Origin of the sequence: Paraburkholderia fynbosensis, assembly GCF_902859935.1 — a bacterium.
GTDB classification, from domain to species: Bacteria; Pseudomonadota; Gammaproteobacteria; order Burkholderiales; family Burkholderiaceae; genus Paraburkholderia; species Paraburkholderia fynbosensis.
This window is the reverse complement of sequence record NZ_CADIKI010000017.1, coordinates 88522-113263: the sequence shown is the minus strand read 5'-3', so window position 1 is coordinate 113263 and position 24742 is coordinate 88522. Positions and strand designations below refer to the sequence as shown.

Genomic DNA, 24742 nt, shown 5'->3' with positions numbered 1-24742 from the left:
GATGCGCAAATTATTGATGTCCCTGCTGATGGCCGGTTCGCTGCTCGCGGGCGGTATGGGCGCCGCCCTTGCGGACGACGCGTCCGCTCCCGCAGCCGCCTCGGCTCCCGATGCGACCGCCAGCGCCCCGGCGCCGGACGCGTCGGCCGCACCAGCCGCCGCAGCAGCTTCGGCACCGGCAGCAGCCGCGCCTGAGGCATCGGCTCCCGCAGCCGACGCCGCCCCGGCGGCGCCGACCGCGCCGTTTTCGGTCGATTCGTCGAAGATCAATTCGGGCGACACCGCCTGGATGCTGACCTCCACCGCGCTCGTGCTGTTCATGACGATCCCGGGTCTGGCGCTGTTCTACGGCGGCATGGTCCGCAAGAAGAACGTGCTCGCGACGCTGATGCAAAGCTTCGCGATCACCTGCCTCGTGACGATCATCTGGACGGTGGTGGGCTACAGCCTCGCCTTCACGCCGGGCGGCTCGTTCATCGGCGGCTTCTCGCGCGTCTTCATGACGGGCATGAACTACATCAAGGGCGACAAGGCCACGACGCTGACCGTCAGCCATCTGGCTCCGACGATTCCCGAAACGGTCTACTTCGTCTATCAGATGACGTTCGCGATCATCACCCCGGCACTGATCACGGGCGCGTTTGCCGACCGTATGAAGTTCTCGGCGATGCTGGTGTTCATGACGCTGTGGTCGATCATCGTCTACTCGCCGATCGCGCACATGGTCTGGGAACCGACGGGCTGGCTGGCTAGCGCGGGCATCCTCGACTTCGCGGGCGGCACGGTGGTGCACATCAACGCCGGTATCGCGGCGCTGGTCTGCGCGCTGGTGCTTGGCAAGCGTGTCGGTTACGGCAAGGAAGCCATGGCTCCGCACAACCTCACGCTCACGCTGATCGGTGGCGCGATGCTGTGGGTGGGCTGGTTCGGCTTCAACGCGGGTTCGGCGGTGGCGGCTGACGGCCGTGCCGGTTTCGCGATGTTCACGACGCAAGTGGCCACCGCTGCGGCAGCGCTCGCGTGGATGTTCGCCGAATGGGCGGCCAAGGGTAAGCCGTCGGTGCTCGGTATCGTGTCGGGTGCGGTGGCGGGTCTGGTGGCGATTACGCCGGCCTCGGGCTTCGTCGGCACGCTGGGCGCGCTGGTGATCGGTATCGTGGCGGGTGTGGTCTGCTTCTGGTCGGCCACGTGGCTCAAGCACAAGCTCGGTTACGACGACTCGCTCGACGCGTTCGGCGTGCACTGCATCGGCGGTATCGTCGGTGCGCTCCTGACCGGCGTGTTCGCGGTCAAGGACATTGGCGGCGCGGACGGCAGCGTCATCGTGCAAGCCAAGGGCGTGCTGACGACGCTGGTCTACAGCGGCGTGGTGAGCTACATCCTGCTGAAGATCATCGACATGGTGATGGGCATCCGCGTGACGGAAGAAGAGGAGCGCGAGGGCCTCGACGTGAGTCTGCACGGCGAACACGTCGAATAAGCAAAACGTCTGCGAGCCCGTGCTCCCGGGCTCGTCTGATCACGATCAAGCGCAGCGATTCGGCCCGCCTTCATGGCGGGCTTTTTTCTTGCTGGCTCTCTTGTGAGCGGCAGATTTCCCCGCCTATCATGACCATAGGGAGAATGCATTCGCGTCCGCTTGCGAATGGAGAAACCGTCCCCAAATGGACAAAGCATTTGCTCTACAATCTTTTTTCTCCAGTCTGCGAGTGATCAATGGTTCCGCACCTAGTTACGGCGTTAAACGGCCCGCTGCTCGATCTCGAGCGGAAGATCCTCGACGCCACACCCGCCATCGAACGCTGGTTCCGGCTCGAATGGCAGGAGCACACGCCGCCGTTCTACTGCTCCGTCGATCTGCGTAACGCGGGGTTCAAGCTCGCGCCGGTCGACACCAATCTGTTCCCGGGCGCATTCAACAATCTGCCGCAGGAAGTGCTGCCCCTTGCCGTGCAGGCCGCGATGGCCTCGATCGAGAAGATCTGCCCGGACGCGAAGAATCTGCTGGTGATTCCGGAGCGCCACACGCGCAACGCGTTTTACCTCGAAAACGTCGCCCGTCTCGCCGCGATCATGCGCCAGGCCGGCCTGAACGTGCGTTTCGGCACGCTCGACGAAAGCATCAACGGGCCTGTCACGATCGCGCTGTCGGACGGCCAGAAACTCGTGCTCGAACCGCTCGAACGTTCGCAGCGCCGTCTCGGCTTGAAGAACTTCGACCCGTGCTCGATCCTGCTGAACAACGACCTGTCAGGGGGCATCCCGCCCGTGCTCGAAAATCTGCACGAACAGTACCTGCTGCCGCCGTTGCACGCCGGCTGGGCGGTTCGTCGCAAATCCACGCATTTCTCGTGTTACGACGACGTCGCGAAGAAATTCGCGAAGATGGTCGAAATCGATCCGTGGATGATCAATCCGTACTTCGCGCATGTCGAAGGCGTCGATTTCCAGGAGCGCACCGGTGAAGAAGCGCTGACCGACGCGATCGACGGCGTGCTCAAAAAGATCGCCAGGAAGTATCGCGAGTACGGCATCGCCGAGAAACCGTATGTCGTCATCAAGTCGGACGCGGGCACGTACGGCATGGGCGTGATGACCGTGCACGACGCGTCGGAAGTGGCCGCGCTCACCAAGCGCGAGCGCGCGAAGATGGCGGCCACCAAAGACGGCCTCGAAGTGCACGACGTGATCGTGCAGGAAGGCGTGTACACGTTCGAGCGCATCGGCGAGGAAGTCGCCGAGCCGGTCGTCTACATGATCGACCGCTACGTGGTGGGCGGCTTCTACCGTGTGCACGGCAGCCGCGAGCGCGACCAGAACCTGAACGCGCCCGGCATGCACTTCGTGCCGCTCGGCTTCGAGCATACGGCGCTGCCGGACGCGCACGCGAAGCCCGGCGCGGCGCCGCCGAACCGGTTCTACATGTACGGTGTGGTGGCGCGGCTCGGGCTGCTTGCCGCATCGGTCGAACTGGAAAAGACCGATCCGGAAGCAATCCAGGTCTAAGCCATCCTGAATGGCGATGGCGGCATGCGTGCCGCCATCGCCATTTTCAACGACTATATTGACGAACAATGCCACGCCCCGTCAGGGCGCACCGGGACCTTCATGGACATTCTTTTCATCGCCGATCCGCTCTCCCAGTTCAAGATCTACAAAGATTCGACCTATGCGATGATGGCCGAAGCCGCACGCCGCGGGCACGTGGTGTACACGTGCGAGCCGAAGCATCTGGCGTGGACGGGCGGCGACGTCGAAGCGAACGTGCAGCGGATTGCGATCGTCGGCGACGTGACAGATCTGCATCGCGACGAGTGGCACGCCGCCGACGCGGCCGCGCCGCGCGCGCTGAAGAGCTTCAGCGCGGTGGTGATGCGCAAGGACCCGCCGTTCGACATGGAATACGTCACGTCGACGTGGCTGCTCGAAATGGCCGAGCGCGGCGGCGCGCGCATCTTCAACAAGCCGCAGGCGATTCGCGACCATTCGGAAAAACTGGCGATCGGCGAGTTCGCGCAGTTCGTCACGCCCACGCTGGTCACGCGCGACCCGACCCGTTTGCGCGCATTCCATGAACAGCACGGCGACGTGATCCTCAAGCCGCTCGACGGCATGGGCGGCATGGGCGTGTTCCGCGTGAAGGCCGACGGTATGAACCTGGGCTCGATCGTCGAAATGCTGAGCCACGATGGCGCGCGCTCGGTGATGGCGCAAAAGTTCATCCCCGAAATCAAGGACGGCGACAAGCGCATTTTGCTGATCGGCGGCGCTGCAGTGCCATATTCGCTCGCGCGTATTCCTCAGGGTAATGAAGTGCGCGGCAATCTCGCAGCCGGTGGCCTCGGCGTGGCGCGTCCGCTCACGGAGCATGATCGCAAGATCGCCGAGACGCTGGCGCCGGTGCTCGCGGCGCGCGGTCTGCTGCTGGTCGGGCTGGACGCGATCGGCGACTGGCTGACCGAAGTCAACGTGACGAGCCCGACGTGTTTCCGGGAGATCATGGATCAGACCGGCTTCGACGTGGCCGCGATGTTCATCGACGCGCTGGAGCACGCGGCGGCCTGACGCGTGAGCCTTGAATGCCCGCCATAGCCCCCCACCTGTGTAGTAAATCCGCAGCAAGCGCAGCGCCGGATTTGGCGTGAAAATGAGCCTGATACAATGCCCGCTCTTCCGCGCAAAGCCGGTTCGATGGCTTCAACCGAGGCCACGCGCACGGATCGCGGACGGTGAGTGAGCAATGACCAGGCGGCGCCGGCATGGCGCGGCGCGGACGCTCTGCTCATCAAATGATGCGTTCCGGCTCTCATGACCTACGGCCGGTCGAGGGCGCTGACGAACCGGGCCTTGTCCCGGTCCACGGTTTGGGGCCGTTCTTTTGCAGCAAGGCTGACATGGCAGGCATTCTGATCATTGCGCACGCTCCGTTCGCCACCGCGTTGCGCGATTGTATTTCGCACATCTACGGCGGTTTGCCGGCTCGCATCGGCGTGATCGACGTATCGCCCGATTGCGATCCGGCGCAACAGGTTGCGTTTGCGAACGCGGAAATCGAGCGTTTGAAGGAAGAAAACGGCGCACTCGTGCTCACGGATATGTTCGGTGCGACGCCCGCGAATATCGCGGGCCGGCTCGCCACGGTGCCGAATGTACGCGTGCTCTGCGGCGTCAATTTGCCGATGCTGGTACGCGCGGTCTGCTATCGCGCCACGCCGCTCGACACGCTGGTCGACAAGGCGCTCGCCGGCGCGACCAAGGGCGTGCATGCAATCGGACCGGCTACACCGGCCTCCGTGGCGTGCGCGGCGGCTGTCAGCGAGTGCATCTCGGGTTTGCCGCCCGACGCGGCTGCGGGCGACTGTCTACCCGCGCTCCCGGCCGACGCCGATCTGACCCAGAAGACTGACGCGGCCGGTTTGTAGGCCGCGCGCGCAGACCGTTCCAAAGCCCAATGCTCAATGCTTCAAATGCAGGGCAACGGGTGTGTGCAGATTCACCTTTCGTAACCATACTTATCCGCGCTTTTGGACCATCACATGCTGCAACACGAAACGACTATTGTGAACAAGCTGGGGCTGCACGCACGTGCGTCGGCCAAGTTGACGCAACTCGCGGGCAACTACCAGGCGGAAATCTGGATGAGCCGCAATGGCCGCCGCATCAATGCCAAGAGCATCATGGGTGTGATGATGCTGGCCGCGGGCATCGGCAGCACGGTGCTGATCGAAACGGAAGGCACTGACGAAAAGGAAGCGATGGACGCACTGCTGAAACTGATTGCCGATAAATTCGGCGAGGGTCAGTGAAGTCGCGCATGCACGTTTACAACGAGCATCTACGCCGCGGTTGTCCGCGGCGTTTTTTTTAGCGCGAGAGAATGGGCAGACAGGCGCGGGGAAATCGGCTTGCCTATCTGCGCATAGGCGTGATCAACTTGCTGGAATGCAAACCTGCTGAAGGCGCATTGTCATGTCGATGACGATAATTGGTGCTGCGCTGCACATAGCCCCGCCGTACTTGCGGAGGGTGCGGAATTTATAATGACCAGCAGAGTCTGAGAGCATTGCAGCGGTTTGCCGCGGCATCACACAACTAGAGGAGGTGCGCGTGTCCTTCACGCTGCATGGAATTCCCGTGTCACGCGGTATCGCCATCGGGCGGGCCTATCTGATCGCCCCGGCAGCACTTGACGTAGACCACTATCTGATCGAACCTGCCCAGATCGAGGGCGAGGTCGAGCGTTTTCGCGCGGCTCAGCAACACGTGCATCGGGAGCTCGACACGCTGCGCGCCGATCTCGCCGCAGACGCGCCCAGCGAAATGGGCGCGTTCATCAATGTTCATTCAATGATCCTGAACGATGCGATGCTCGTGCAGGAAACCATCGACCTGATCCGCACGCGCCGCTACAACGTGGAGTGGGCGCTGACCGAACAACTCGAGCGCCTGTCGCGTCACTTCGACGACATCGAAGACGAGTACCTGCGCGAGCGCAAAGCCGACATCGAGCAGGTGGTGGAGCGCGTGCTGAAGGCGCTCGCGGGGGCATCGGCGACGCTCGGTGGCGGGGTGCACGGCGCCTGCGACGAGATGATCGTGGTCGCGCACGACATCGCGCCGGCCGACATGATGCAGTTCAAGACGCAGACGTTTCAGGGCTTCGTCACGGACCTCGGCGGGCGCACGTCGCATACGGCGATCGTCGCGCGCAGCCTGGGCATTCCGGCCGCGGTCGGCGTGCAGCACGCGAGCGCGTTGATCCGTCAAGATGACCTCATCATTGTCGACGGTGATCATGGCATCGTGATCGTCGATCCCGCGCCGATCGTGCTCGAAGAGTATTCGTATCGGCAAAGCGAAAAAGAGCTGGAGCAACGCAAGCTGCAGCGCCTGAAATTTTCGCCGACGCAAACGCTGTGCGGCACGCGCATCGAACTGTGCGCGAACATCGAGCTGCCGGAAGACGCGCGCGCCGCGGTCAACTCGGGTGCGACCGGCGTGGGTCTGTTCCGCACCGAGTTCCTGTTCATGAATCACAAGCACCGCTTGCCCGAGGAGGAAGAGCAGTTCGCCGCGTACCGCCAGGCCGTCGAGTTGATGAACGGTTTGCCGGTCACGATCCGCACCATCGACGTCGGCGCCGACAAGCCGCTCGACTCCATCGGCGGCGGTGACGGCTACGAGACTGCGGCGAATCCCGCGTTGGGGCTGCGCGCGATTCGCTGGAGCCTCTCGGAGCCGCAGATGTTCCTCACGCAGTTGCGCGCGATTCTGCGCGCGTCGGCGTTCGGCACGGTGAAGATTCTGATTCCGATGCTCGCGCACGCGCAGGAAATCGACCAGACGCTCGATCTGCTGCGCGAAGCCAAGCGCCAACTCGACGATGCAGGCATTGCCTACGATCCCAACGTGCAAGTCGGCGCGATGATCGAGATCCCGGCGGCCGCCATCGCATTGCCGCTGTTTCTGAAGCGGCTCGACTTTCTGTCGATCGGCACCAACGATCTGATCCAGTACACGCTGGCGATCGATCGCGCGGACAACGCGGTGGCGCACCTGTACGACCCGCTGCATCCGGCCGTACTGCATCTGATCGCGTTCACGCTGCGCGAGGCGAGGCGCGCGGGCGTGCCGGTGTCGGTGTGCGGTGAGATGGCGGGGGATCCGGCGCTGACGCGCTTATTGCTGGGTATGGGCCTCACCGAGTTCTCGATGCACCCGAGCCAGTTGCTGGTGGTCAAGCAGGAGGTGCTGCGCTCCCATCTCAAAACGCTCGAGAAGCCGGTGGCCGACGTGCTGGCTTCGTTCGAACCGGAAGAGGTGCAGGCCGCACTCAAGCGCGTCGCGCAGGCCTGAGCGCGAGGCTGGTTATTCGCATGAAAAAACGCCGCATGCGGCGTTTTTTTATTCAGCGGTTCGTTAGCGTAGGCATCGCGCCGTCAAGCGTGATGCGTTTGTCCACATACCGGGCAATCCGGTTGGCGCCCGATTCGCATCGTGTTCCATTCCATCCGCAGCGAATCGAGCATCATCAGACGGCCCTGCAGCGGCGTGCCGATGGTCCCGATCACCTTGAGCGCTTCAGCGGCCTGCATCGAACCGATGATGCCCACCGTCGGCGCGAACACCCCCATCGTCGAGCACGCGACTTCCTCGAACGGCTGGTCCTCGGGAAACACGCATGCATAGCAGGGCGATGCTTCGTCGCGGAAATCGAACGTGCTGATCTGGCCGTCGAAACGCAACGCCGCGCCCGACACCAGCGGCACGCCGTGCTTCACGCAGGCGCGGTTGATCGCGTGGCGCGTCGCGAAGTTATCGGTGCAATCGAGTACGACGCTCGCGTGCGGTACCTCGCGATCGAGCCACGCGTCATCGACGCGCTCGGCCACCGCGTTCACCGTCACCTCGGGATTGATCCGGGCAAGCGAATCGCGTCCCGACTCCACCTTTTTGCGCCCGACCGATGCACTCACGTGCAGGATCTGCCGCTGCAGATTGGTCAGGTCGACCGTATCGGCATCGACCAGTGTCAAGCGGCCGACGCCAGCCGCCGCGAGATACATCGCAGCGGGCGAACCCAACCCGCCCGCGCCGACGATGATCGCGTGCGCGTCGATAAAGCGCTGCTGCGCCTCGATGCCGATTTCGTCGACGAGAATATGGCGGGAGTAGCGAAGGAGTTGATCGTCATTCATGGCGGGGCGCGTGAGTATGTCGCGCAAAGGGAAGCAGACTTGCGGTCCGCCGCGCGCGTTTCATTGTTGTTATTTTAATCGCGCGAAGGGTGAGGCTCGTTGCGGGTCTTGCTGCGTGTCTTCGCAGCATGATTCGCTGCGAAGACACGCAAGGGTTTGCTGCTTACTTGCTTTGTGTAGCCGGAGCCGAAGCGGGCGCGACGGCCGATGCACCCGGAACCGGTTGCGTCGGCTTCACCGCGACCGGCGCGGACGCCGACGTGGCCGGCTTGCTCTGCGCGAGACGGCGCTCGGTCAGCGACTTCGATTCCTGCACCGGCTTGCCCTGGAGCTTGGCCAGCGCCTGTTGCAGCATGAAGTCGTCGGCCGAACCAAATTCCACCGGCTTGCGCTCACGATCCTTCTGACGCTGTTCCGGCGTCTTCTTGTCGTTCGCTTCTTCGAGCTGGCGCAACTGGTCCATGCGTTCCTGTTCGCGTTGTTCCGCTTCCTTCTTCTCGTTCGGGTCCTGCGTGTTCGCGAGGTGGTTCGAGTAGTCGACTTCGCGGGTCACGAGTGCGTCGTCCGGATCGCCTTCCGCGTATTGGTCGACCGCGATATCAGGACGGATGCCCTTGTTCTGGATCGAACGGCCGCTCGGCGTGTAGTAGTAGGCGGTGGTCAGGCGCAGCGCAGTATCCGCGGTCATGGGGCGCACGGTCTGCACCGAGCCCTTGCCGAAGGTGGTCTTGCCGACGATCAGCGCGCGATGCTGATCCTGCAGTGCACCTGCGACGATTTCCGAAGCAGACGCCGAGTAGGCGTTGGTCAGCACGATCATCGGCACGGTCTTGAAGATGGCCGGGATGTCCTTCAGCGGATCACTGTCGAAGGATTGCAGGCGGTAGTTGTCGTACGTGTCGCGATAGACCTGCTTCGAATCCGGAATCTGGCCGTTGGTCGACACCACCACCGAATTCGGCGGCAGGAACGCGCCGGCTACGCCAACCGCGCTTTGCAGCAAACCGCCGCCGTTGTTGCGCAGGTCAAGCACGAGGCCCTTCAGATTCGGCTCCTGACGCGCGATGTCTTGCAGCTTTGCCGCGAGATCAGGCGTGGTGCGTTCCTGGAAACTGGTGACGCGGACATACGCGAATCCCGGCGCAATGACCTTGCCCTTGACCGACTGGACCTTGATGATCGCGCGCGTCACCGTGAGCGGGAACGTGCGGTCGTCGGACTTGCGGAAGATCGTGAGCGTGACCTTGGTGCCCGGCTCGCCGCGCATCTGCTTGACCGCCCGGTCGAGCGTCATGCCGCGTACGGGTTTGTCGTTGATGCGTGTGATCAGGTCGCCCGGACGGATGCCGGCGCGAAACGCGGGCGTGTCTTCAATCGGCGAAATCACCTTGATCAGGCCGTCTTCCGACGAAATCTCGATGCCCAGACCCGCGAAGCGGCCCTTGGTCTGCTCCTGCAGTTCCTCGTAATCGGTCTTGTCGAGGTACGACGAGTGCGGGTCGAGGCTCGACACCATGCCCTTGATGGCGGAGGTGAGAAGCTTTTTATCGTCGACCGGTTCGACGTATTCGTGCTTGATTTGCCCGAACACTTCGGCAAAGAGCCTGAGCTGGTCTAACGGCAGGGGCGCGGCGGCGGCACTAGCGGGTTGCTGGGCCGAGGCGGAAAGTTGCAGGGTGGCAAATGCACCGGTAGCAAGGCCCGCGGCAATCAGGCCGATATTTTTCAGGTTCTTTCGCATAGAGTCTGTTGCGGTCGGAAGCGCGTGGCAGCGTCGATAGGATTTGGACGGACAAGTATAACTGCACACCCGCCTACTCAGGGGGCAGGGCGGGCAAAGGTGATTCGACAGTGCGAACCGGAGCTGGTTCGTGAGATTGAGCCCGCGCGAGCGAAGTAATGTGCCGTAACACGCACAAGGCGGCCAGAAGGGTGCGCGTGCGTGAAGCGGCCCACGCCAGCCGGTACGTGTTGCCGGTCGGCGCAGCCGGCGGACCGCGGCGCCCGTGCATGTTCAATGCACGGGGCGCGCGGCCGGCTGGGCGGAATCAGCCCGCCTTGCCCTGCTTGGCGACCGCGGCTTGCGCTTTGGCGATTGCTTCCTGGTCACCCAGATAGTAGTGCTTGATCGGCTTCAGGTTCTCGTCGAGTTCATAGACGAGCGGTACGCCGTTCGGAATATTGAGGCCGACGATGTCGCTGTCCGAGATGTCGTCGAGGTACTTAACCAGCGCGCGGATCGAGTTGCCGTGCGCCGCAATCACGATCTTGCGGCCCGACTTGATGGCCGGCGCGATCGACTCGTTCCACAGCGGCAGCACGCGAGCCACCGTGTCTTTCAGGCATTCGGTCAGCGGCAGCTGTTCGCGCGGCACCTTCGCGTAACGCGGGTCGTCGTACGGCGCACGTTCGTCCGTCGGCTCCAGCGCCGGCGGCGGCGTGTCGTAGCTGCGACGCCAGACCAGCACCTGCTCGTCGCCGAACTTCGCGGCGGTTTCCGCCTTGTTCAGGCCCGACAGCGCGCCGTAATGACGTTCGTTCAGGCGCCACGAATGAACGACCGGCAGGTACATCAGATCCATCTTGTCCTGCACGTGCCACAGCGTGCGGATCGCGCGCTTGAGCACCGATGTGTAGGCGATATCGAACGTGTAGCCGGATTCCTTCAGCAGCAGGCCCGCCTGCTGCGCTTCACTGTTGCCCTGTTCGGTGAGGTCGACGTCCACCCAGCCGGTGAAGCGGTTTTCCTTGTTCCACGTCGATTCGCCGTGGCGGATGAGCACGAGTTTGTACATGAGATTGCCAGTCGGTAGTAAGGAAGCGGTAAAGCGCAGCGGGGATTCCTCTGAAGGAGCACCGCCATCGCGTCAGACGGTTATTTTATAATGGGTGGATTGCCCTTTTCGATTTCTCTCTTTTTCGGCGGATTTTCCGTGAAGTTTTTCACTGATTACACAAACCTTGTACTGATCGCGATCGTCCTCATCTCCGGTGGGTTGCTGCTGTGGCCGACGATCAGTCGGCGCGGTCGCGGTGGCCTGTCGGCCGCTGAAGCCACCCAACTGATCAACCGGCGCAATGCGGCGGTCATCGATCTTCGTTCGTCCGCCGCCTTTGCCCTGGGGCATTTGCCCTCGGCACGGCACCTTGAATTTGCGGAGTTGCAAGCGAAGGTCGCGCAACTCGTGAAGAACAAGAGCAACCCGGTGCTGCTGGTGTGTCAGACCGGCCAGCAGTCGAACAAGGCAGCGCGTATCGTGCAGGATGCGGGATACGCGGAAGTCCACGTTCTCGAAGGCGGTGTCGACGCCTGGCAGAAAGCCGGTATGCCGGTTGTGAAACAAGGAGCAGCCAAGTGAACAAAGTGATCATGTACAGCACCCAGGTGTGCCCGTATTGCCAGATGGCCGAACGTCTTTTAAAGTCGCGCGGCGTCGAGCACGTTGAGAAGGTACTGATCGACAAGGACCCGGCCCGTCGTGAGGAGATGATGACCCGCACCGGTCGTCGCACGGTGCCGCAGGTGTTCATCGGCGAGACGCATGTCGGCGGGTACGATGACCTGTCCGCGCTCGACCGCGCGGGCGGTCTGACGCCGCTGCTCGAAGCCGCCTGAATTCGCGCGTCCTCCGCACATCTGCGGACGGTCTGAGCGGGCGGTGAAATACAAGCTGGCGCGTGCCTGCCCCGCGAGGGCGGCGCGCCGCAACGATCCGGCGGTCCATGGAATCATGGGCCGCCACCATGCACACCTATCAGGGAATCACTCAATCATGTCCGACGAGAATAACCAGCCGTTCTTCAACATCCAGCGTATCTATTTGAAGGACATGTCGCTCGAGCAGCCGAATTCGCCGGGCATCTTCCTTGAGCAGGAAATGCCGTCGGTCGAAGTCGAAGTCGACGTAAAGGCCGAGCGTCTCGCCGACACCGTGTTCGAGATCCTCGTGACGGGCACAGTCACGGCCAAGGTGTCGGACAAGGTTGCATTCCTGATCGAGGCCAAGCAAGCCGGTATTTTCGACATCCGCAACATCCCCGCAGAGCAGATCGATCCGCTCGTCGGCATCGCCTGCCCGACGATCCTGTTCCCGTACCTGCGCTCGAACATCGCCGACGCGATCACGCGCGCCGGGTTCCCGCCGATCCACCTCGCCGAAATCAACTTCCAGGCACTGTACGAGCAACGTCTCGCGCAGATGGGCAGCCAGGAAGGCGCGGCGCAGAACGGCGTCACGCACTAAGGTGCCGCAGGCAGTGCCGGCTATGAAGGTTGCTGTCCTCGGCGCCGGCGCATGGGGCACAGCCCTCGCCGGCCATCTGGCCTTACGGCACGACACGGTGCTGTGGGCGCGCGAGCCCGCGCTCATTGCCGATCTCTGCGCGACGCACGAAAACGCCCGCTACCTGGCGGGCGTTGCTTTGCCGCCCGCGCTTCGCTACGAAGTGGACCTGAACGCGGCACTCGAGCACGCCCTTGCCGATGACGCGCTATGCGTCGTGGCCACCCCCGTGGCCGGCCTGCGTGGGCTGCTTCGAACGATGCGCGACGCGGGCAAGGTGCCTGCGCACCTGGTGTGGTTGTGCAAGGGCTTCGAAGCCGATTCGCAGTTGCTGCCGCATCAGGTGGTCGCGGCCGAGCTGCCGGCGCATGGCAGCAACGGCGTGCTGTCCGGTCCGAGCTTCGCGCGCGAAGTCGGCCAGGGCTTACCGGTCGCATTGACGATCGCCAGCGCGTCGGCGGCATGCCGCGAGAACACGGTTGCCGCGTTTCACCACGACGCTATGCGCATCTATACCGGCGACGACGTCGTCGGTGTGGAAGTGGGCGGGGCGGTGAAAAACGTGCTGGCCATCGCAACGGGCATTGCCGACGGTCTCGGGCTCGGTCTCAATGCACGTGCTGCGCTGATCACGCGCGGGCTGGCCGAAATGTCGCGCCTCGGCGTGACGCTTGGCGGACGGGCTGAGACGTTCACCGGCCTGACCGGTCTCGGCGATCTGATCCTGACCGCGACCGGCGACCTGTCGCGCAATCGCACGGTTGGCGTGCAACTTGCCGCGGGCCGCACGCTCGACGACATTCTCGGTGCCCTGGGTCACGTGGCCGAGGGTGTCCGCTGCGCGCAAGCGGTTCTCGCCATTGCCCGCGCGCACGCGATCGAGATGCCGATCACGCAAGCGGTGTGCGCCGTGCTATTCGACGGCGTAGCGCCTCGCGACGCCGTCAGCGCCCTGCTGCGGCGCGATTCCAAGGCTGAATAAGCGCTGTTTTGAATCGATCAGTTTCAGCCGTTTAGCGCGTCATTGCGTTGAACGGCTGCTCTTCATCGCTGTCCACGTTTTTATCGACACTTCGGATCAGCGAGGTTCCCATGCTCACTGTCAATGCTTGCACGTTGGAAGCGCGTGTAGTCGACATCACGACGCTTGCAGTGGACGCGATCGTCAACGCTGCGAATACGTCGCTGCTGGGCGGCGGCGGTGTGGACGGCGCGATTCATCGCGCAGCCGGCCGCGACTTGCTGCGCGAATGTGAAACGCTGGGTGGTTGTGCGACCGGCGACGCGAAGCTCACCGGCGGTCACCGCTTGCCGGCCAAATATGTGATCCACGCAGTCGGCCCGGTATGGCGGGGTGGGGCGCATGGCGAAGCCGATCTGCTCGCCTCGTGCTATCAGCGCTCGCTGGAGGTGGCGCGCGAGGCGCAGTGCAGGAGCATTGCGTTTCCCGCGATCAGTTGTGGCATCTACCGCTTCCCCGCCGACGACGCGGTGCGGATCGCGCTCGCAACGGTGCTCGACACCTTGCCGCGCGCGCCCCACATCGAACACGTGGTGTTCGCCTGTTTCGACGACGCGATGTTCGCGCACTACGAGGCCGAATTGAAGCGCCGTCAGGCGCCGCCGTCGAAGCCGGTCTGACGCCAGGCCTCGAACACCACCACCGCGACGGTATTCGAGAGGTTGAGGCTGCGGTTGCCCGGGCGCATCGGCAGGCGCACGCGCTGCTCGTTCGCGAACTCGTCGAGCACGGCGTCAGGCAGGCCGCGCGTTTCGGCGCCGAACACGAACCAGTCGCCCGCCTGAAACGCGTGCTCGTGAAAGCGGCCTGAGCCGCGCGTGGTGAACGCGAACATGCGCGCCGGATCCGGCGTTTCTTTGGCGACGAAGGTTGCCCAATCGGCATGCACGTTCATTTGCGCATACTCGTGATAGTCGAGGCCGGCACGGCGCAGCTTGGCGTCGTCGAGCGGAAAGCCGAGCGGCTCGATCAGATGCAGCCGCGCGCCGGTGTTGGCGCACAGGCGAATCACGTTGCCGGTGTTCGGCGGAATTTCCGGTTCTACGAGAACGACATTGAACATAGTGAGGCCAGGTAAAGACTAGTTTTTCGGTGTGCGCAGCGCGACGAAGTTCGTGACCCGCCGCGCACCGGCAGCCTTTAGCGTACGGGCGAGCGCTTCGAGTGTCGCGCCGGTCGTCATCACATCGTCGACCACGCCGACGTGCAGCCCGCGCACGGTCCGTGCGACCTGAAATGCGCGGCCGACGTTCAGCCGGCGCGCGTCGAGGTCGAGCCGCGATTGTGGTGCGGTGTGGATCACGCGATGCAGCAAGGTGGCGTCACTGCGCACGTCGAGCGTGCGGGCCAATGGCCTGGCGATCTGCCATGCCTGGTTGTAGCCGCGCTCGGTGAGACGCTGGCCCGCCAAGGGCACCGGCGCGATCACGTCGGGGCGCTCGGACTCATCTTGCCAGGCGTCCTGCGCAAGCCGCGCGAGGCGCTGCGCGAACTCCTGCGCCAGCATCAGCCGGGCGCGGAATTTCAGGCCGACCGCGAGCGTGTCGAGCGGTGCGCGATAGTCGGCGAGCGCGAAGGTCGCATCGAACGGCGGCGCTTGCGCGACGCAATCCGCGCAGCGATATCGCGCATGAGCCGCCCATCGCGTTGCCGGCAAGGGCACCGCGCATGCCGTGCATCGCAACTGGCGCTCGTTCCAGTAGGCTTCGTCGCAACCGGCGCACAACGTCTTGTGCGACAAATTGCCGCAGAGTGCGCAGAGGTTCGGCAATGCCGCGTGCATCACGTGCGGCCATGCCGAATGCAAGCCGGATGTAAAACGCGCGAATCTGCCGCGCGAAGACGAAGAAAATGGTCGGAATGGCACGAGTGGGCGCCCGCGAAGGCCTTTCACACTGAATGGAAGGAAGCGAACGAGTATACTTCGTGCTCTACGCCAGCACGACACTCATGCCCTCAACTTCCGCTCAATCAGGCCGTCCGGCCTATGATTCACGGCGCCTCCGGCGTATTTTCGACCGCCGCGCCGCACGGTTCGACGAGGTTGCGTTCCTGCCGCGCGAGATCGCGCAACGCATGCGCGAACGTCTCGACTACATCAAGGTCGCGCCGTCGAGCGTGCTCGACGCGGGCTGCGGAGCGGGCGAAGACATCCCCGCGCTGCGCGAGCGCTTCCCCGAAGCGCCGGTGTTCGGCTCCGACCTGTCGCACGGCATGCTGACGCGTGCACTCCACCACGATGCCGGCGACACGAGCTGGCGGCGCTTTTTGCCAGCCTCACTCGGCAAGGCGCTCGGCGCCCGCGGTCCGCGCTTCGCGCAAGCGGACTTCTCCGCGCTGCCGTTCGCGGCCGGCGCCTTCGAATTCATCTGGTCCAATCTCGCGCTGCACTGGCATTCGCGGCCCGATCTCGTATTCCCGGAATGGCAGCGCGTACTGAAGGTCAATGGCCTGCTGATGTTCAGCACGCTCGGCCCCGACACGCTCAAGGAATTGCGCGGCGCCTACGCCGAAGTCGAAGCCGCGCACGGCGTCGCCTCGCGCAAACACGTGATCGACTTTGTCGATATGCACGACCTCGGCGACATGCTGGTCGAAAGCGGCTTCGAAATTCCGGTGATGGACCAGGAAGTGCTCACCATCACCTATAAGTCGCCGGAATCGTTGCTTGCGGACGTGCGCCGCTGGGGCGCGTATCCGTTCGAGCGCGAAGCGTCCTCGAGCGCGGTCGCGCGCAGATTGCACAAAGCGTTGCTGGCGGCGCTCGAAGCCCGTCGCCGGGCCGACGGCACGATCGCGCTGACCTTCGAGGTGATCTACGGGCACGCATGGAAAGCCGTGCCGCGCACGACGGCCGAAGGGCATGGCATCGTGCGCATCGAGGATATCGGACGGGGTTCGTCGAGGAATCGTTGAAGCGGTAAAGACGACATCTGTTATGTCTGAAATTTGCACTTCCAAAGACCCGCAAAAGGCGGGTCAAAACGGCGCTAAGGCTTGTCGCGCCTGGCTTGTGGGCCAATTGGGGCTTGCTTGTGGATGCTATGGATCGCGCCTATAATGCGTCAGTTTGTCGCCCGGAGTTCCCACATTTGGGGCGGCAGGCCCGAGGCATAGGGTTGCAACATGCGGTGACGCGGTAGAGGGTTCGCGCGGCCGGAATCGATGGCCGCAAGGAATGGCCGAAGTTGGCGATTCGCAGGAGGCAGCGGTGGGCGCATCAGATCTGCTGGCGGATTCAGAACCGGTTCTCAAAGACTGGACGATGAAGCGCAACTGTTCGATATCGCCCCGGCAGTTCATCTGTCTCTACGTTTCGCTTGCGCTGTTCTCGCTGGCAATTGCTTTCATGCTGGTTCTAGTCGGCGCTTGGCTGGTGTTGCCGTTCACCGGTATCGAATTGCTCGCGGTGGGCATCGCCTTTGCCATTTATGCGCGTCATGCTGTCGATTACGAACGTATCCGGTTGTTCCAGAGCCGGTTGGTAATCGAGCAAGTCAGCGCCGAGCAGCTCACGCAGTTTGAATTCAATCCGCGCTGGGTGCGGATCGAGCCGGGCGCAACGCCGCGTGACCAGATCAAACTGGTCTCGCGCGGCCAGACGATCATGATCGGGCAACATCTCGCGCAGTATCGGCGCGCGCAGTTCGCAGGCGAATTGCGTATGTGGCTCTCCCGCTGTTAGATGGGGCGAGTCACGCGGCGTTCAAGGGGAGTGCGAGAGAGGCTGCCAGCGGGGTCGAGGGTTTGAATGGAAAATTTGGGTAAGGAAGCTATGAAAACAATCAAGCGAGCGCTCATGAGCGTGCTGGCGATGAGCGGACTGCTTTTCGCCGGCGCCGCCCTGGCAGTGGGCGATGCTCCGGGCGGCCCTGCCGTCAACGCGATCAATCTCCAGCCGCCTGCGACGAGAATCGCCGAGGAGCTCTTCAGCCTCCACATGTTCATGCTGGCTCTTTGCACGGTGATCTTTGTCGGCGTGTTCGCCGTCATGTTCTATTCGATCTTCGCGCACCGCAAATCGAAGGGCCACAAGGCTTCGAATTTCCACGAAAGCACTACCGTCGAAATCATCTGGACGATCGTGCCGTTCGTCATCGTCGTGCTGATGGCGCTGCCCGCCACCCGCACCGTCGTCGCGATGAAAGACACCACGAACGCCGACCTCACGATCAAGGTCACGGGCTACCAGTGGAAATGGGGCTACGACTACGTGAAGGGTCCGGGCGAGGGCATCAACTTCCTGTCCACACTGGCTACGCCGCGCGCGGAAACCGATGGCCACAAGCCGATTTCCACGCTGTATCTGCAGGAAGTCGACAATCCGCTGGTCGTTCCGGTCGACAAGAAAATCCGCATCATCACCACCGCGAACGACGTGGTCCACTCCTGGTACGTGCCGGCCTTCGGCGTGAAGCAGGACGCGATTCCGGGTTTCGTGCGCGACACGTGGTTCAAGGCTAACCGGATCGGCACGTTCCGCGGCTTCTGTACTGAGCTGTGCGGCAAGGAACACGCGTTCATGCCGGTAGTGGTCGAAGTGCTTTCCGCCGACGACTACGCGAAGTGGGTCGACGCCGAGAAGAAGAAAATGGCCGCTGGCCAGGACGATCCCAACAAAACCTACACGATGGCCGAGCTGATGGAGCGCGGCGGCAAGGTGTACGCGGCGAACTGCGCGGTCTGCCACCAGCCGACCGGCAAGGGCGCAGGCGCCTTCCCGGCGCTCGATGGCAGCAAAATCGCCAATGGCGCGATCGCCGAGCACGTGAGCCTCGTGCTGAAGGGCAAAAACGCGATGCCTTCGTGGGCGCCGACGTTGAACGACGTCGAAATCGCATCGGTGGTCACGTACGAGCGCAACTCGTGGGGCAACCACACCGGCGACATTCTCCAGCCGAAGCAGGTTGCGGATGCCCGCAACGGCAAGCTGCCGGAAGGCGGCAACCATCTGGCCGACGCGGGTGCCGCAGCCAGCGGTGCAACGGCGGCTTCGGGCGCGGAAGGTGCTGCGTCCAGTTCGGACAACGCGGTTGCAACGCAGGCTGCACTGCCGGCAAGCATCTACTTCGAAACGGGCAAGAGCACGCTGCCGGCCGACGCGCAGGCGGCGGTCGACGCGGCCGCGGCCTACGCGAAGGCGCATCCGGACGCAAAATTCACGCTGTCGGGCTTCACCGACGCCACCGGCTCCGCCGACCTCAACGCGAAGCTCGCGAAGAGTCGTGCCGAAGCCGTGCGCGACGCACTGAAAGCAGCCGGCATTGCCGAAGACCACATTATTTTGAAGAAGCCGGAAACGATCACGGGCGGCACCGACGCGAAAGAGGCCCGGCGTGTTCAGATCAGCCCGGCTGCCTGACGTGTTCATGATCAGCACCGCAGAATTCGCTTTAGGAGATTGTCATGTCTAGCATCGGACACGATGTAGTCGCGGGCCACGAGCACGTGCACGGCGACCATGCCCACGAAACACCGCATGGCTGGCGCCGTTGGCTGTTCGCAACCAATCACAAGGACATCGGTACGCTGTACCTGATCTTCTCGTTCACCATGTTCCTCTCCGGAGGCGTGATGGCGCTGGGCATCCGTGCCGAGCTGTTCGAGCCGGGTCTGCAGATCATGCGTCCCGAGTTCTTCAACCAGTTGACCACCATGCACGGCCTGATCATGGTGTTCGGCGCGATCATGCCGGCCTTCGTCGGTTTCGCGAACTGGATGGTGCCGCTGCAGATCGGCGCATCGGACATGGCTTTCGCGCGGATGAACAACTTCAGCTTCTGGCTGCTGCCGGTGGCGGCGGTGCTGCTGGTCGGTTCGTTCTTCTCGCCGGGCGGCGCAACCGCTGCGGGCTGGACGCTCTACGCACCGTTGTCCACGCAGATGGGCCCGGGCATGGACTTCGCGATTTTCGCGATCCACCTGATGGGTGCTTCGTCGATCATGGGCGGCATCAACATCGTCGTGACGATCCTGAACATGCGCGCACCCGGCCTCACGCTGATGAAGATGCCGATGTTCGTGTGGACATGGCTGATCACCGCGTACCTGCTGATCGCCGTGATGCCGGTTCTGGCTGGCGCGATCACGATGGTGCTGTTCGATCGCCACTTCGGCACGTCGTTCTTCAACGCGGCAGGCGGCGGCGACCCGGTGATGTACCAGCACATCTTCTGGTTCTTCGGGCACCCCGAGGTGTACATCATGATCTTGCCGGCGTTCGGGATCGTGTCGCAGGTGATCCCGGCGTTCTCGCGCAAGCCGCTGTTCGGCTATAGCTCGATGGTGTACGCGACCGCGTCGATCGCGATTCTGTCGTTCATGGTCTGGGCGCACCACATGTTCACGACCGGCATGCCGGTGACGGGCCAATTGTTCTTCATGTACGCGACGATGCTGATCGCGGTGCCGACCGGCGTGAAGGTGTTCAACTGGGTCGCGACGATGTGGCGCGGTTCGTTGAGCTTCGAAACGCCGATGCTGTTCGCAGTCGGCTTCCTGCTGGTGTTCACGTTCGGTGGTCTGTCGGGTCTGATGCTGGCGATGGCGCCGCTCGACATCCAGTACCACGGCACCTACTTCGTGGTCGCGCACTTCCACTACGTGCTGGTGGCGGGCTCGCTGTTCGCGCTGTTCGCCGGCTGGTACTACTGGTCGCCGAAGTGGACCGGCTGGATGTACAACGAAACACGCGGCAAGATCCACTTCTGGGCGTCGATGTTCTTCTTCAACCTCGCGTTCCTGCCGATGCACTTCGTCGGTCTCGCCGGTATGCCGCGTCGTTACGCCGACTACCCGGCTCAATTCACCGACTGGAACCAGGTCATCTCGATCGGCGCATTCGGCTTCGGTCTGGCGCAGGTCTACTTCCTGTTCGCGGTTGCGCTGCCGGCCTACCGTGGCGGCGGCGAGCACGAAGAAGCCGGCGACAAGCCGTGGGACGGCGCAACGGGCCTCGAGTGGACCGTGCCGAGCCCGGCTCCATTCCACACGTTCGAACATCCGCCGACCGTCGAATAATCGGTCTTCGGCGAGATGCCCGGCTCCGGCGTCGCATTACTGCGTGGCGTGGAACCGGGCACCCGCCGGGCGGCGGCCGCAACCCGCCAGTCACGGAAAGTATTCAGAAAGTCGAGCATGACGCGCAATCCACAGGAACGACGTACACCGGAGCAGATCCGCGCGGGCAACAGGCGAATAGGTCTTGTGATGTTCGCCATCGCAGCGATCTTTTTCGCGAGCGTCATCATCAAGCAGTGCTGGTTCGCCTGAGGCAGCCTTGGCCGTTCGAGTCTGTATGCAGGTTTGTTGAGGATGGAGATGTCGACGCAACCGCCGGCTCAGGCCGACCGCTCTTTCAACCGTTCGATGCTGATCAAGCTGTTCATCGTCGCCTTGATGATGTTCGGTTTCGGCTTCGCGCTGATACCGATGTATCGCGCGATCTGCCAGATCACCGGCGTGAACAACCTCGTGCAGCGCGATGCCACGGCGCGCGAGGCGAAGAATACGCAGGTCGACATGAGCCGCACGATTTCGATCGAGTTCGACGCAAACGCGCGCGGCCCGTTGGGTTTCAAGCCGGAGCAGCGCAGCCTCGACGTGCATCCGGGCGAAGTCACGACGGTGATGTACGAGGTGAGCAACGAACAGGCGCGCACGATTCAGGCGCAAGCGATTCCGAGCTACGCGCCGAAGCAGGCTACCGAGTACTTCAAGAAGATCGAGTGCTTTTGCTTTACGCAGCAGACGTTGACAGCGAATCAGACCAAACGGATGCCGGTGGTGTTCGCGGTCGATCCGAAGTTGCCGAAGGATGTGAAGACGATCACGTTGTCGTACACGTTCTTCGAGTTGAGCACGCCGGCAGCGGCGAAGGCCGGGAGCGCGGGGCCCACGGCCGATACGGCGGCAATTGCGGCCAATCCCGCCTGATGGCGCGAGCCGCGGGCGAAGGAAGACGAGACAAGATGAGCGAGAACGGCGGCAGTCCGCGCAAGAGTAGTTTCGGTCAGTCGATGCGGGCCGTGCTGTGGTCGTTTTTCGGCGTGCGCAAGCGCCGCGATCTGGAAGCGGATGCGACGCAGTTAAATCCGCTGCATGTGATCGCGGCGGCGCTGATCGCCACGGCTATCCTGATTGGCGTGCTGATCCTGGTCGTGCGCGTCGTGGTGGGATAGACGTTCGGGCGCACACGCAGCGAGCAGGGCAGGACGAAGCAGGGCCCACGAATTAGAGCGAAGCGGTGCGGTATCGACGCGCCGCCGAAGATACAGCCGGTGATTCCGGAACAACTGGACTGAAGTGGAGAATCAAGAATGAGCGGTCAAAACGAGAGCCCGTACTATTTCGTACCGCATCCGTCGCGGCATCCAATCAGCGCCGCCACCGGCTTGCTGGTCATGCTCGGATCGCTTGCGGCCTGGATCAACGAACAAAGCTGGGCGCCGATCGGCGTCTTCGCCGGTTTGTTGTGGCTGCTCTTTACGCTGTGGCACTGGTTTGGCGACGCGATCGCCGAGTCGGAAGGCGGCATGTACGGCAAGAACGTCGACAAGTCGTATCGCTGGAGTATGAGCTGGTTCATCTTCTCCGAAGTGATGTTCTTCGGCGCGTTTTTCGGTGCGCTGTTCTATGCGCGTGAAATCGCGATGCATCAACTCGGCAGTCTCGATTACAAGCTGATCTGGCCGGATTTCTCGGCGGTGTGGCCGAACAACGGACCGGCTGCGCTCGTGTCGACCTACAAGTCGATGCAGCCGTGGCCGGTGCCGACCATCAACACGGCGCTGCTGTTGTCCTCGGGCGCCACGCTGACGGTTTCGCACCACGCGCTGCGTGAAAATCATCGCAAGAAGGCGATCGTCTGGTTAGCGGCGACGCTCGTGCTCGGCGTCAGCTTCCTATTCCTGCAAGGTTTCGAGTATTTCCACGCGTACAACGAACTGAATCTGACGCTGTCGTCGGGCGTGTATGGTTCGACGTTCTTCCTGCTGACGGGCTTCCACGGTTTCCACGTGTTCCTCGGCGGCACGATGCTGGCGGTGGTGCTGGCACGCTTGATCCGTGGCCACTTCACGGCGGAGCATCACTTCGCGTTCGAAGGCGCCGCATGGTACTGGCACTTCGTGGACGTCGTGTGGCTCGGGTTGTACGTCGTCGTGTACTGGCTGTAACGGAGTTTGGCCTGCGCCGACCGGCTAACCGGACCGCGTGCAGGCCGTTCGCGCGAGGCTCTTCGGGGCGGGGCGCACCAGCAGCATGCAAGCACGTAAGCCGCGCCGCCCTCGACCCTGTCAGGGCGGCGTTTTGTTTGGCTGCGAGTGGCTGCGGTCGGCAGCGCGAGGGTTCGTCCGCCGTACTCGGTCAACGCCCGTAAGGAATACCGGTCGATTGAATCCAGCCCATCCAGTGTGCGAACAGGATGAACAGAAACAGCGAGATCGACAGGCCCACCCGTGTGGCGAGCGACCAGACCATCCGCTTGGTTTTGCCCTTGTCATGCATCATGAAGTACAGCGCCGACACCATGCTGGCGATGATCAGAGCGAAGGCAATGGGAACGAGAATGTGCATGGAACTGGTTGAAACCAGGAAGCGCAGAGGCAAGAAGTTTATTATCGCACCGTGCGTGAGCGTTTGCCGGCGGTTCCAGCGGGTGCCGCAAGCCGTGTCGGAGCATGTTCGATGAAGTTCCGGCTGATTCCCGCGCTGCTGATTCTGCTGGTGATCGTCGTGACCGTGCGGCTCGGTTTCTGGCAGCGCGAGCGCGCGCATCAAAAGGAAGCGCTCGAAGCGCACATCACGCAGTTCGAAAACGCGCCCGCGCAGCCGGTGAGTGCCGCGCCGGTCGAACTGAAGGACGTCGAATTTCATCGCGTGAAGGCGCGCGGCAGTTTTGTCGCGGGCAAGGTCGTGTACCTGGATAATCGTCCGTATAACGATCAACCGGGCTTTTACGTCGTGATGCCTTTTAAACTGGCCGACGGCGGGTATGTGCTGGTCAACCGCGGCTGGCTGCCGCGCAACATGCGTAGTCGCGAGACCATCGCGCCGTACACGACGCCGCAAGGCGAAATCGAGATCGAAGGGATCGCGCGGGCCGACGCGTCGCGCGCGTTCGAGCTGGGGCAGGGCGGTTCGGCCGCGCATCAACTGATCCGCCAGAATCTGGATATCGCCGCGTATGCCGCGGAAACCGGGCTGCCGTTGCAGTCGTTCGTGATTCAGCAACTGAGCGACGACGGCGACAAACTGGTGCGCGACTGGCCCGCGCCGACAAGTGGTGTCGAGCGCAACTACGGCTACATGTTCCAGTGGTGGGGCATGGCGGCCGCGGCGCTGGCCTTTGGGCTGTACGCCGCGCGCCGCGCCGGCAAGAAAGAGCATGCACCGGGCGCGTAACCGGAAATATGGCCTGCGCTCGGGCCGCGTCGTGAGAAAGAGCAACGCGCGGGGTGCGTGGCGAAACAGAGCACACGCTGCGCGCGTGACGCAGCACATTCGGCTTGACGGTCCGGTAAATAACGGCCAGGCCGCGCAATCATTGAAAGAGGTCCTGTAGTGTCGACGCAATCTCCCCGTTCGCCGCGAGCCGGCAAACCCGCTGCATCGAAAGCGATGCCCGGCCAACCCAATGGCAAAGGTTCCTGGCAGCGCGGCCGCTGGATGCTGCTGCTGCTGACGATCATCTGCGCCGCGCCGATCGCCGTGTCGTATTTCATGTACTACGTGGTCAAGCCGAATGGCGGCAGCACGAGCTATGGCACGCTGGTCGAGCCGCAGCGGCCGATTCCCGACTCGCTCGTGGTCACCGGCGAAGACGGCAAGCCGCTCAAGTTGGCGACGCTGCGCGGCCACTGGCTGCTGGTATCCGTCGACAATAGCGCATGCGACAAAGCGTGTGTCACCAAGCTCTACTTCATGCGACAAATCCGCGCAGCTCAGGGCCCGGAACGCCAGCGCCTCGTGGAAGTGTGGCTACGCACCGATGCGGGCAAGGTCGCCGACGTGATACAAACCGCCTACCCGGACACCGACATGCTGGTCGCCGATCCAGCGCAGGTGTCCGCATGGCTGCCCGCCGACACGGGCACCCAGATCACCGACCACATCTACATGGTCGATCCGAACGGCAATCTGATGATGCGTTTTCCGAAAGATCCGAACCCCAGCAAGATCAAGGGCGACGTGACCAAGCTGCTCAAATGGTCGAGCATCGGCTGACGCCGCAACCAGGC

27 protein-coding genes are annotated in these 24742 nt (G+C 63.1%); 21 read left to right on the top strand and 6 right to left on the bottom strand.

Features of this window, described 5'->3' with window-relative positions:
• Position 1: 1 nt before the first annotated feature.
• The 6 genes from HV770_RS25740 (at position 2) to ptsP (ending at position 7356) form a co-directional block, all read left to right on the top strand.
• Positions 2-1480: an ammonium transporter gene (locus HV770_RS25740; RefSeq protein ID WP_175164261.1), complete on the top strand. Its 1479-nt coding sequence runs from the start codon at positions 2-4 to the stop codon at positions 1478-1480.
• A 236-nt stretch (positions 1481-1716) separates the two neighbouring features.
• Positions 1717-3006 carry a glutamate--cysteine ligase gene (gene gshA, locus HV770_RS25735; RefSeq protein ID WP_175164259.1) on the top strand — a complete coding sequence of 430 codons (1290 nt, stop codon included), beginning with the start codon at positions 1717-1719 and terminating at the stop codon, positions 3004-3006.
• A gap of 102 nt (positions 3007-3108) precedes the next feature.
• Positions 3109-4065: a glutathione synthase gene (gene gshB / locus HV770_RS25730; protein ID WP_175164257.1), complete on the top strand. Its 957-nt coding sequence runs from the start codon at positions 3109-3111 to the stop codon at positions 4063-4065.
• A gap of 329 nt (positions 4066-4394) precedes the next feature.
• A complete protein-coding gene (locus HV770_RS25725; RefSeq protein ID WP_175164255.1) occupies positions 4395-4922 on the top strand; it encodes a PTS sugar transporter subunit IIA in 528 nt (175 codons plus the stop codon).
• Between the two features lie 114 nt (positions 4923-5036).
• The gene (locus tag HV770_RS25720) at positions 5037-5306 is read left to right on the top strand and encodes an HPr family phosphocarrier protein (protein ID WP_175164253.1); all 270 of its coding nucleotides are present in this window, start codon (positions 5037-5039) and stop codon (positions 5304-5306) included.
• 301 nt (positions 5307-5607) lie between these two features.
• Positions 5608-7356, top strand: coding sequence for a phosphoenolpyruvate--protein phosphotransferase (ptsP, locus tag HV770_RS25715; RefSeq protein WP_175164251.1), 1749 nt, complete (start codon positions 5608-5610; stop codon positions 7354-7356).
• A gap of 83 nt (positions 7357-7439) precedes the next feature.
• Here ptsP and HV770_RS25710 read toward each other — a convergent pair whose 3' ends face one another.
• The 3 genes from HV770_RS25710 to gpmA form a co-directional block, all read right to left on the bottom strand.
• A complete protein-coding gene (locus HV770_RS25710; protein ID WP_175164249.1) occupies positions 7440-8198 on the bottom strand; it encodes a HesA/MoeB/ThiF family protein in 759 nt (252 codons plus the stop codon).
• A 163-nt stretch (positions 8199-8361) separates the two neighbouring features.
• Positions 8362-9939, bottom strand: a complete 1578-nt coding sequence (locus tag HV770_RS25705; RefSeq protein ID WP_121316423.1) for a S41 family peptidase — start codon at positions 9937-9939, stop codon at positions 8362-8364.
• A gap of 307 nt (positions 9940-10246) precedes the next feature.
• Positions 10247-10993, bottom strand: coding sequence for a 2,3-diphosphoglycerate-dependent phosphoglycerate mutase (gpmA, locus tag HV770_RS25700; RefSeq protein ID WP_175164247.1), 747 nt, complete (start codon positions 10991-10993; stop codon positions 10247-10249).
• 138 nt (positions 10994-11131) lie between these two features.
• On the opposite strand from gpmA, the gene HV770_RS25695 reads away from it, so the two are divergent.
• From HV770_RS25695 to HV770_RS25675, 5 genes are all read left to right on the top strand, one after another.
• Positions 11132-11557 (top strand): rhodanese-like domain-containing protein, encoded by a 426-nt coding sequence (locus HV770_RS25695; RefSeq protein WP_175164244.1) that lies wholly within the window; start codon positions 11132-11134, stop codon positions 11555-11557.
• Positions 11554-11814, top strand: a complete 261-nt coding sequence (gene grxC / locus HV770_RS25690) for a glutaredoxin 3 (protein ID WP_013088272.1) — start codon at positions 11554-11556, stop codon at positions 11812-11814. The genes HV770_RS25695 and grxC overlap by 4 nt, the downstream gene beginning before the upstream one ends.
• 157 nt (positions 11815-11971) lie before the next feature.
• Entirely contained in the window at positions 11972-12442 is a 471-nt protein-coding gene (secB, locus tag HV770_RS25685; protein WP_074762880.1) for a protein-export chaperone SecB, read from the top strand.
• Between the two features lie 22 nt (positions 12443-12464).
• Complete coding sequence (locus HV770_RS25680; protein ID WP_175164242.1) at positions 12465-13463, top strand: NAD(P)H-dependent glycerol-3-phosphate dehydrogenase; 999 nt, start codon at positions 12465-12467, stop codon at positions 13461-13463.
• 110 nt (positions 13464-13573) lie between these two features.
• Positions 13574-14122, top strand: a complete 549-nt coding sequence (locus HV770_RS25675; RefSeq protein ID WP_175164240.1) for an O-acetyl-ADP-ribose deacetylase — start codon at positions 13574-13576, stop codon at positions 14120-14122.
• Here the strand turns inward: HV770_RS25675 and trmL are convergent.
• On the bottom strand, positions 14095-14565 hold the full coding sequence (gene trmL, locus HV770_RS25670) for a tRNA (uridine(34)/cytosine(34)/5-carboxymethylaminomethyluridine(34)-2'-O)-methyltransferase TrmL (RefSeq protein ID WP_175164238.1): 471 nt from the start codon (positions 14563-14565) through the stop codon (positions 14095-14097). The genes HV770_RS25675 and trmL overlap by 28 nt on opposite strands.
• Positions 14566-14583: 18 nt before the next feature.
• Positions 14584-15285, bottom strand: coding sequence for a ComF family protein (locus HV770_RS25665; protein ID WP_175164236.1), 702 nt, complete (start codon positions 15283-15285; stop codon positions 14584-14586).
• Positions 15286-15452: 167 nt separating this feature from the next.
• On the opposite strand from HV770_RS25665, the gene HV770_RS25660 reads away from it, so the two are divergent.
• The 8 genes from HV770_RS25660 to HV770_RS25625 all read left to right on the top strand — a co-directional run bounded on the left by HV770_RS25660 (position 15453) and on the right by HV770_RS25625 (position 22678).
• On the top strand, positions 15453-16418 hold the full coding sequence (locus HV770_RS25660) for a methyltransferase domain-containing protein (protein ID WP_175164234.1): 966 nt from the start codon (positions 15453-15455) through the stop codon (positions 16416-16418).
• A gap of 295 nt (positions 16419-16713) precedes the next feature.
• Positions 16714-17187, top strand: coding sequence for a DUF2244 domain-containing protein (locus HV770_RS25655; RefSeq protein WP_121319223.1), 474 nt, complete (start codon positions 16714-16716; stop codon positions 17185-17187).
• A gap of 66 nt (positions 17188-17253) precedes the next feature.
• A complete protein-coding gene (gene coxB, locus HV770_RS25650) occupies positions 17254-18864 on the top strand; it encodes a cytochrome c oxidase subunit II (RefSeq protein ID WP_175164231.1) in 1611 nt (536 codons plus the stop codon).
• Between the two features lie 44 nt (positions 18865-18908).
• Positions 18909-20522: a cytochrome c oxidase subunit I gene (ctaD, locus tag HV770_RS25645; RefSeq protein WP_121316429.1), complete on the top strand. Its 1614-nt coding sequence runs from the start codon at positions 18909-18911 to the stop codon at positions 20520-20522.
• Between the two features lie 117 nt (positions 20523-20639).
• The gene (locus tag HV770_RS38240) at positions 20640-20774 is read left to right on the top strand and encodes a cytochrome oxidase small assembly protein (protein ID WP_217468646.1); all 135 of its coding nucleotides are present in this window, start codon (positions 20640-20642) and stop codon (positions 20772-20774) included.
• Positions 20775-20822: 48 nt separating this feature from the next.
• Positions 20823-21437 carry a cytochrome c oxidase assembly protein gene (locus HV770_RS25635; protein WP_175164229.1) on the top strand — a complete coding sequence of 205 codons (615 nt, stop codon included), beginning with the start codon at positions 20823-20825 and terminating at the stop codon, positions 21435-21437.
• Positions 21438-21472: 35 nt separating this feature from the next.
• The gene (locus HV770_RS25630; protein WP_042328736.1) at positions 21473-21682 is read left to right on the top strand and encodes a DUF2970 domain-containing protein; all 210 of its coding nucleotides are present in this window, start codon (positions 21473-21475) and stop codon (positions 21680-21682) included.
• 138 nt (positions 21683-21820) lie between these two features.
• A complete protein-coding gene (locus HV770_RS25625) occupies positions 21821-22678 on the top strand; it encodes a cytochrome c oxidase subunit 3 (protein ID WP_121316431.1) in 858 nt (285 codons plus the stop codon).
• Positions 22679-22868: 190 nt separating this feature from the next.
• On the opposite strand, the gene HV770_RS25620 is transcribed toward HV770_RS25625, so the two are convergent.
• Positions 22869-23078 carry a twin transmembrane helix small protein gene (locus HV770_RS25620; RefSeq protein WP_121316432.1) on the bottom strand — a complete coding sequence of 70 codons (210 nt, stop codon included), beginning with the start codon at positions 23076-23078 and terminating at the stop codon, positions 22869-22871.
• A gap of 111 nt (positions 23079-23189) precedes the next feature.
• Between HV770_RS25620 and HV770_RS25615 the strand changes: the two genes are divergently transcribed.
• On the top strand, positions 23190-23906 hold the full coding sequence (locus HV770_RS25615) for an SURF1 family protein (protein ID WP_175164227.1): 717 nt from the start codon (positions 23190-23192) through the stop codon (positions 23904-23906).
• Positions 23907-24065: 159 nt separating this feature from the next.
• A complete protein-coding gene (locus tag HV770_RS25610) occupies positions 24066-24728 on the top strand; it encodes an SCO family protein (RefSeq protein ID WP_425497476.1) in 663 nt (220 codons plus the stop codon).
• Positions 24729-24742 lie beyond the last annotated feature (14 nt).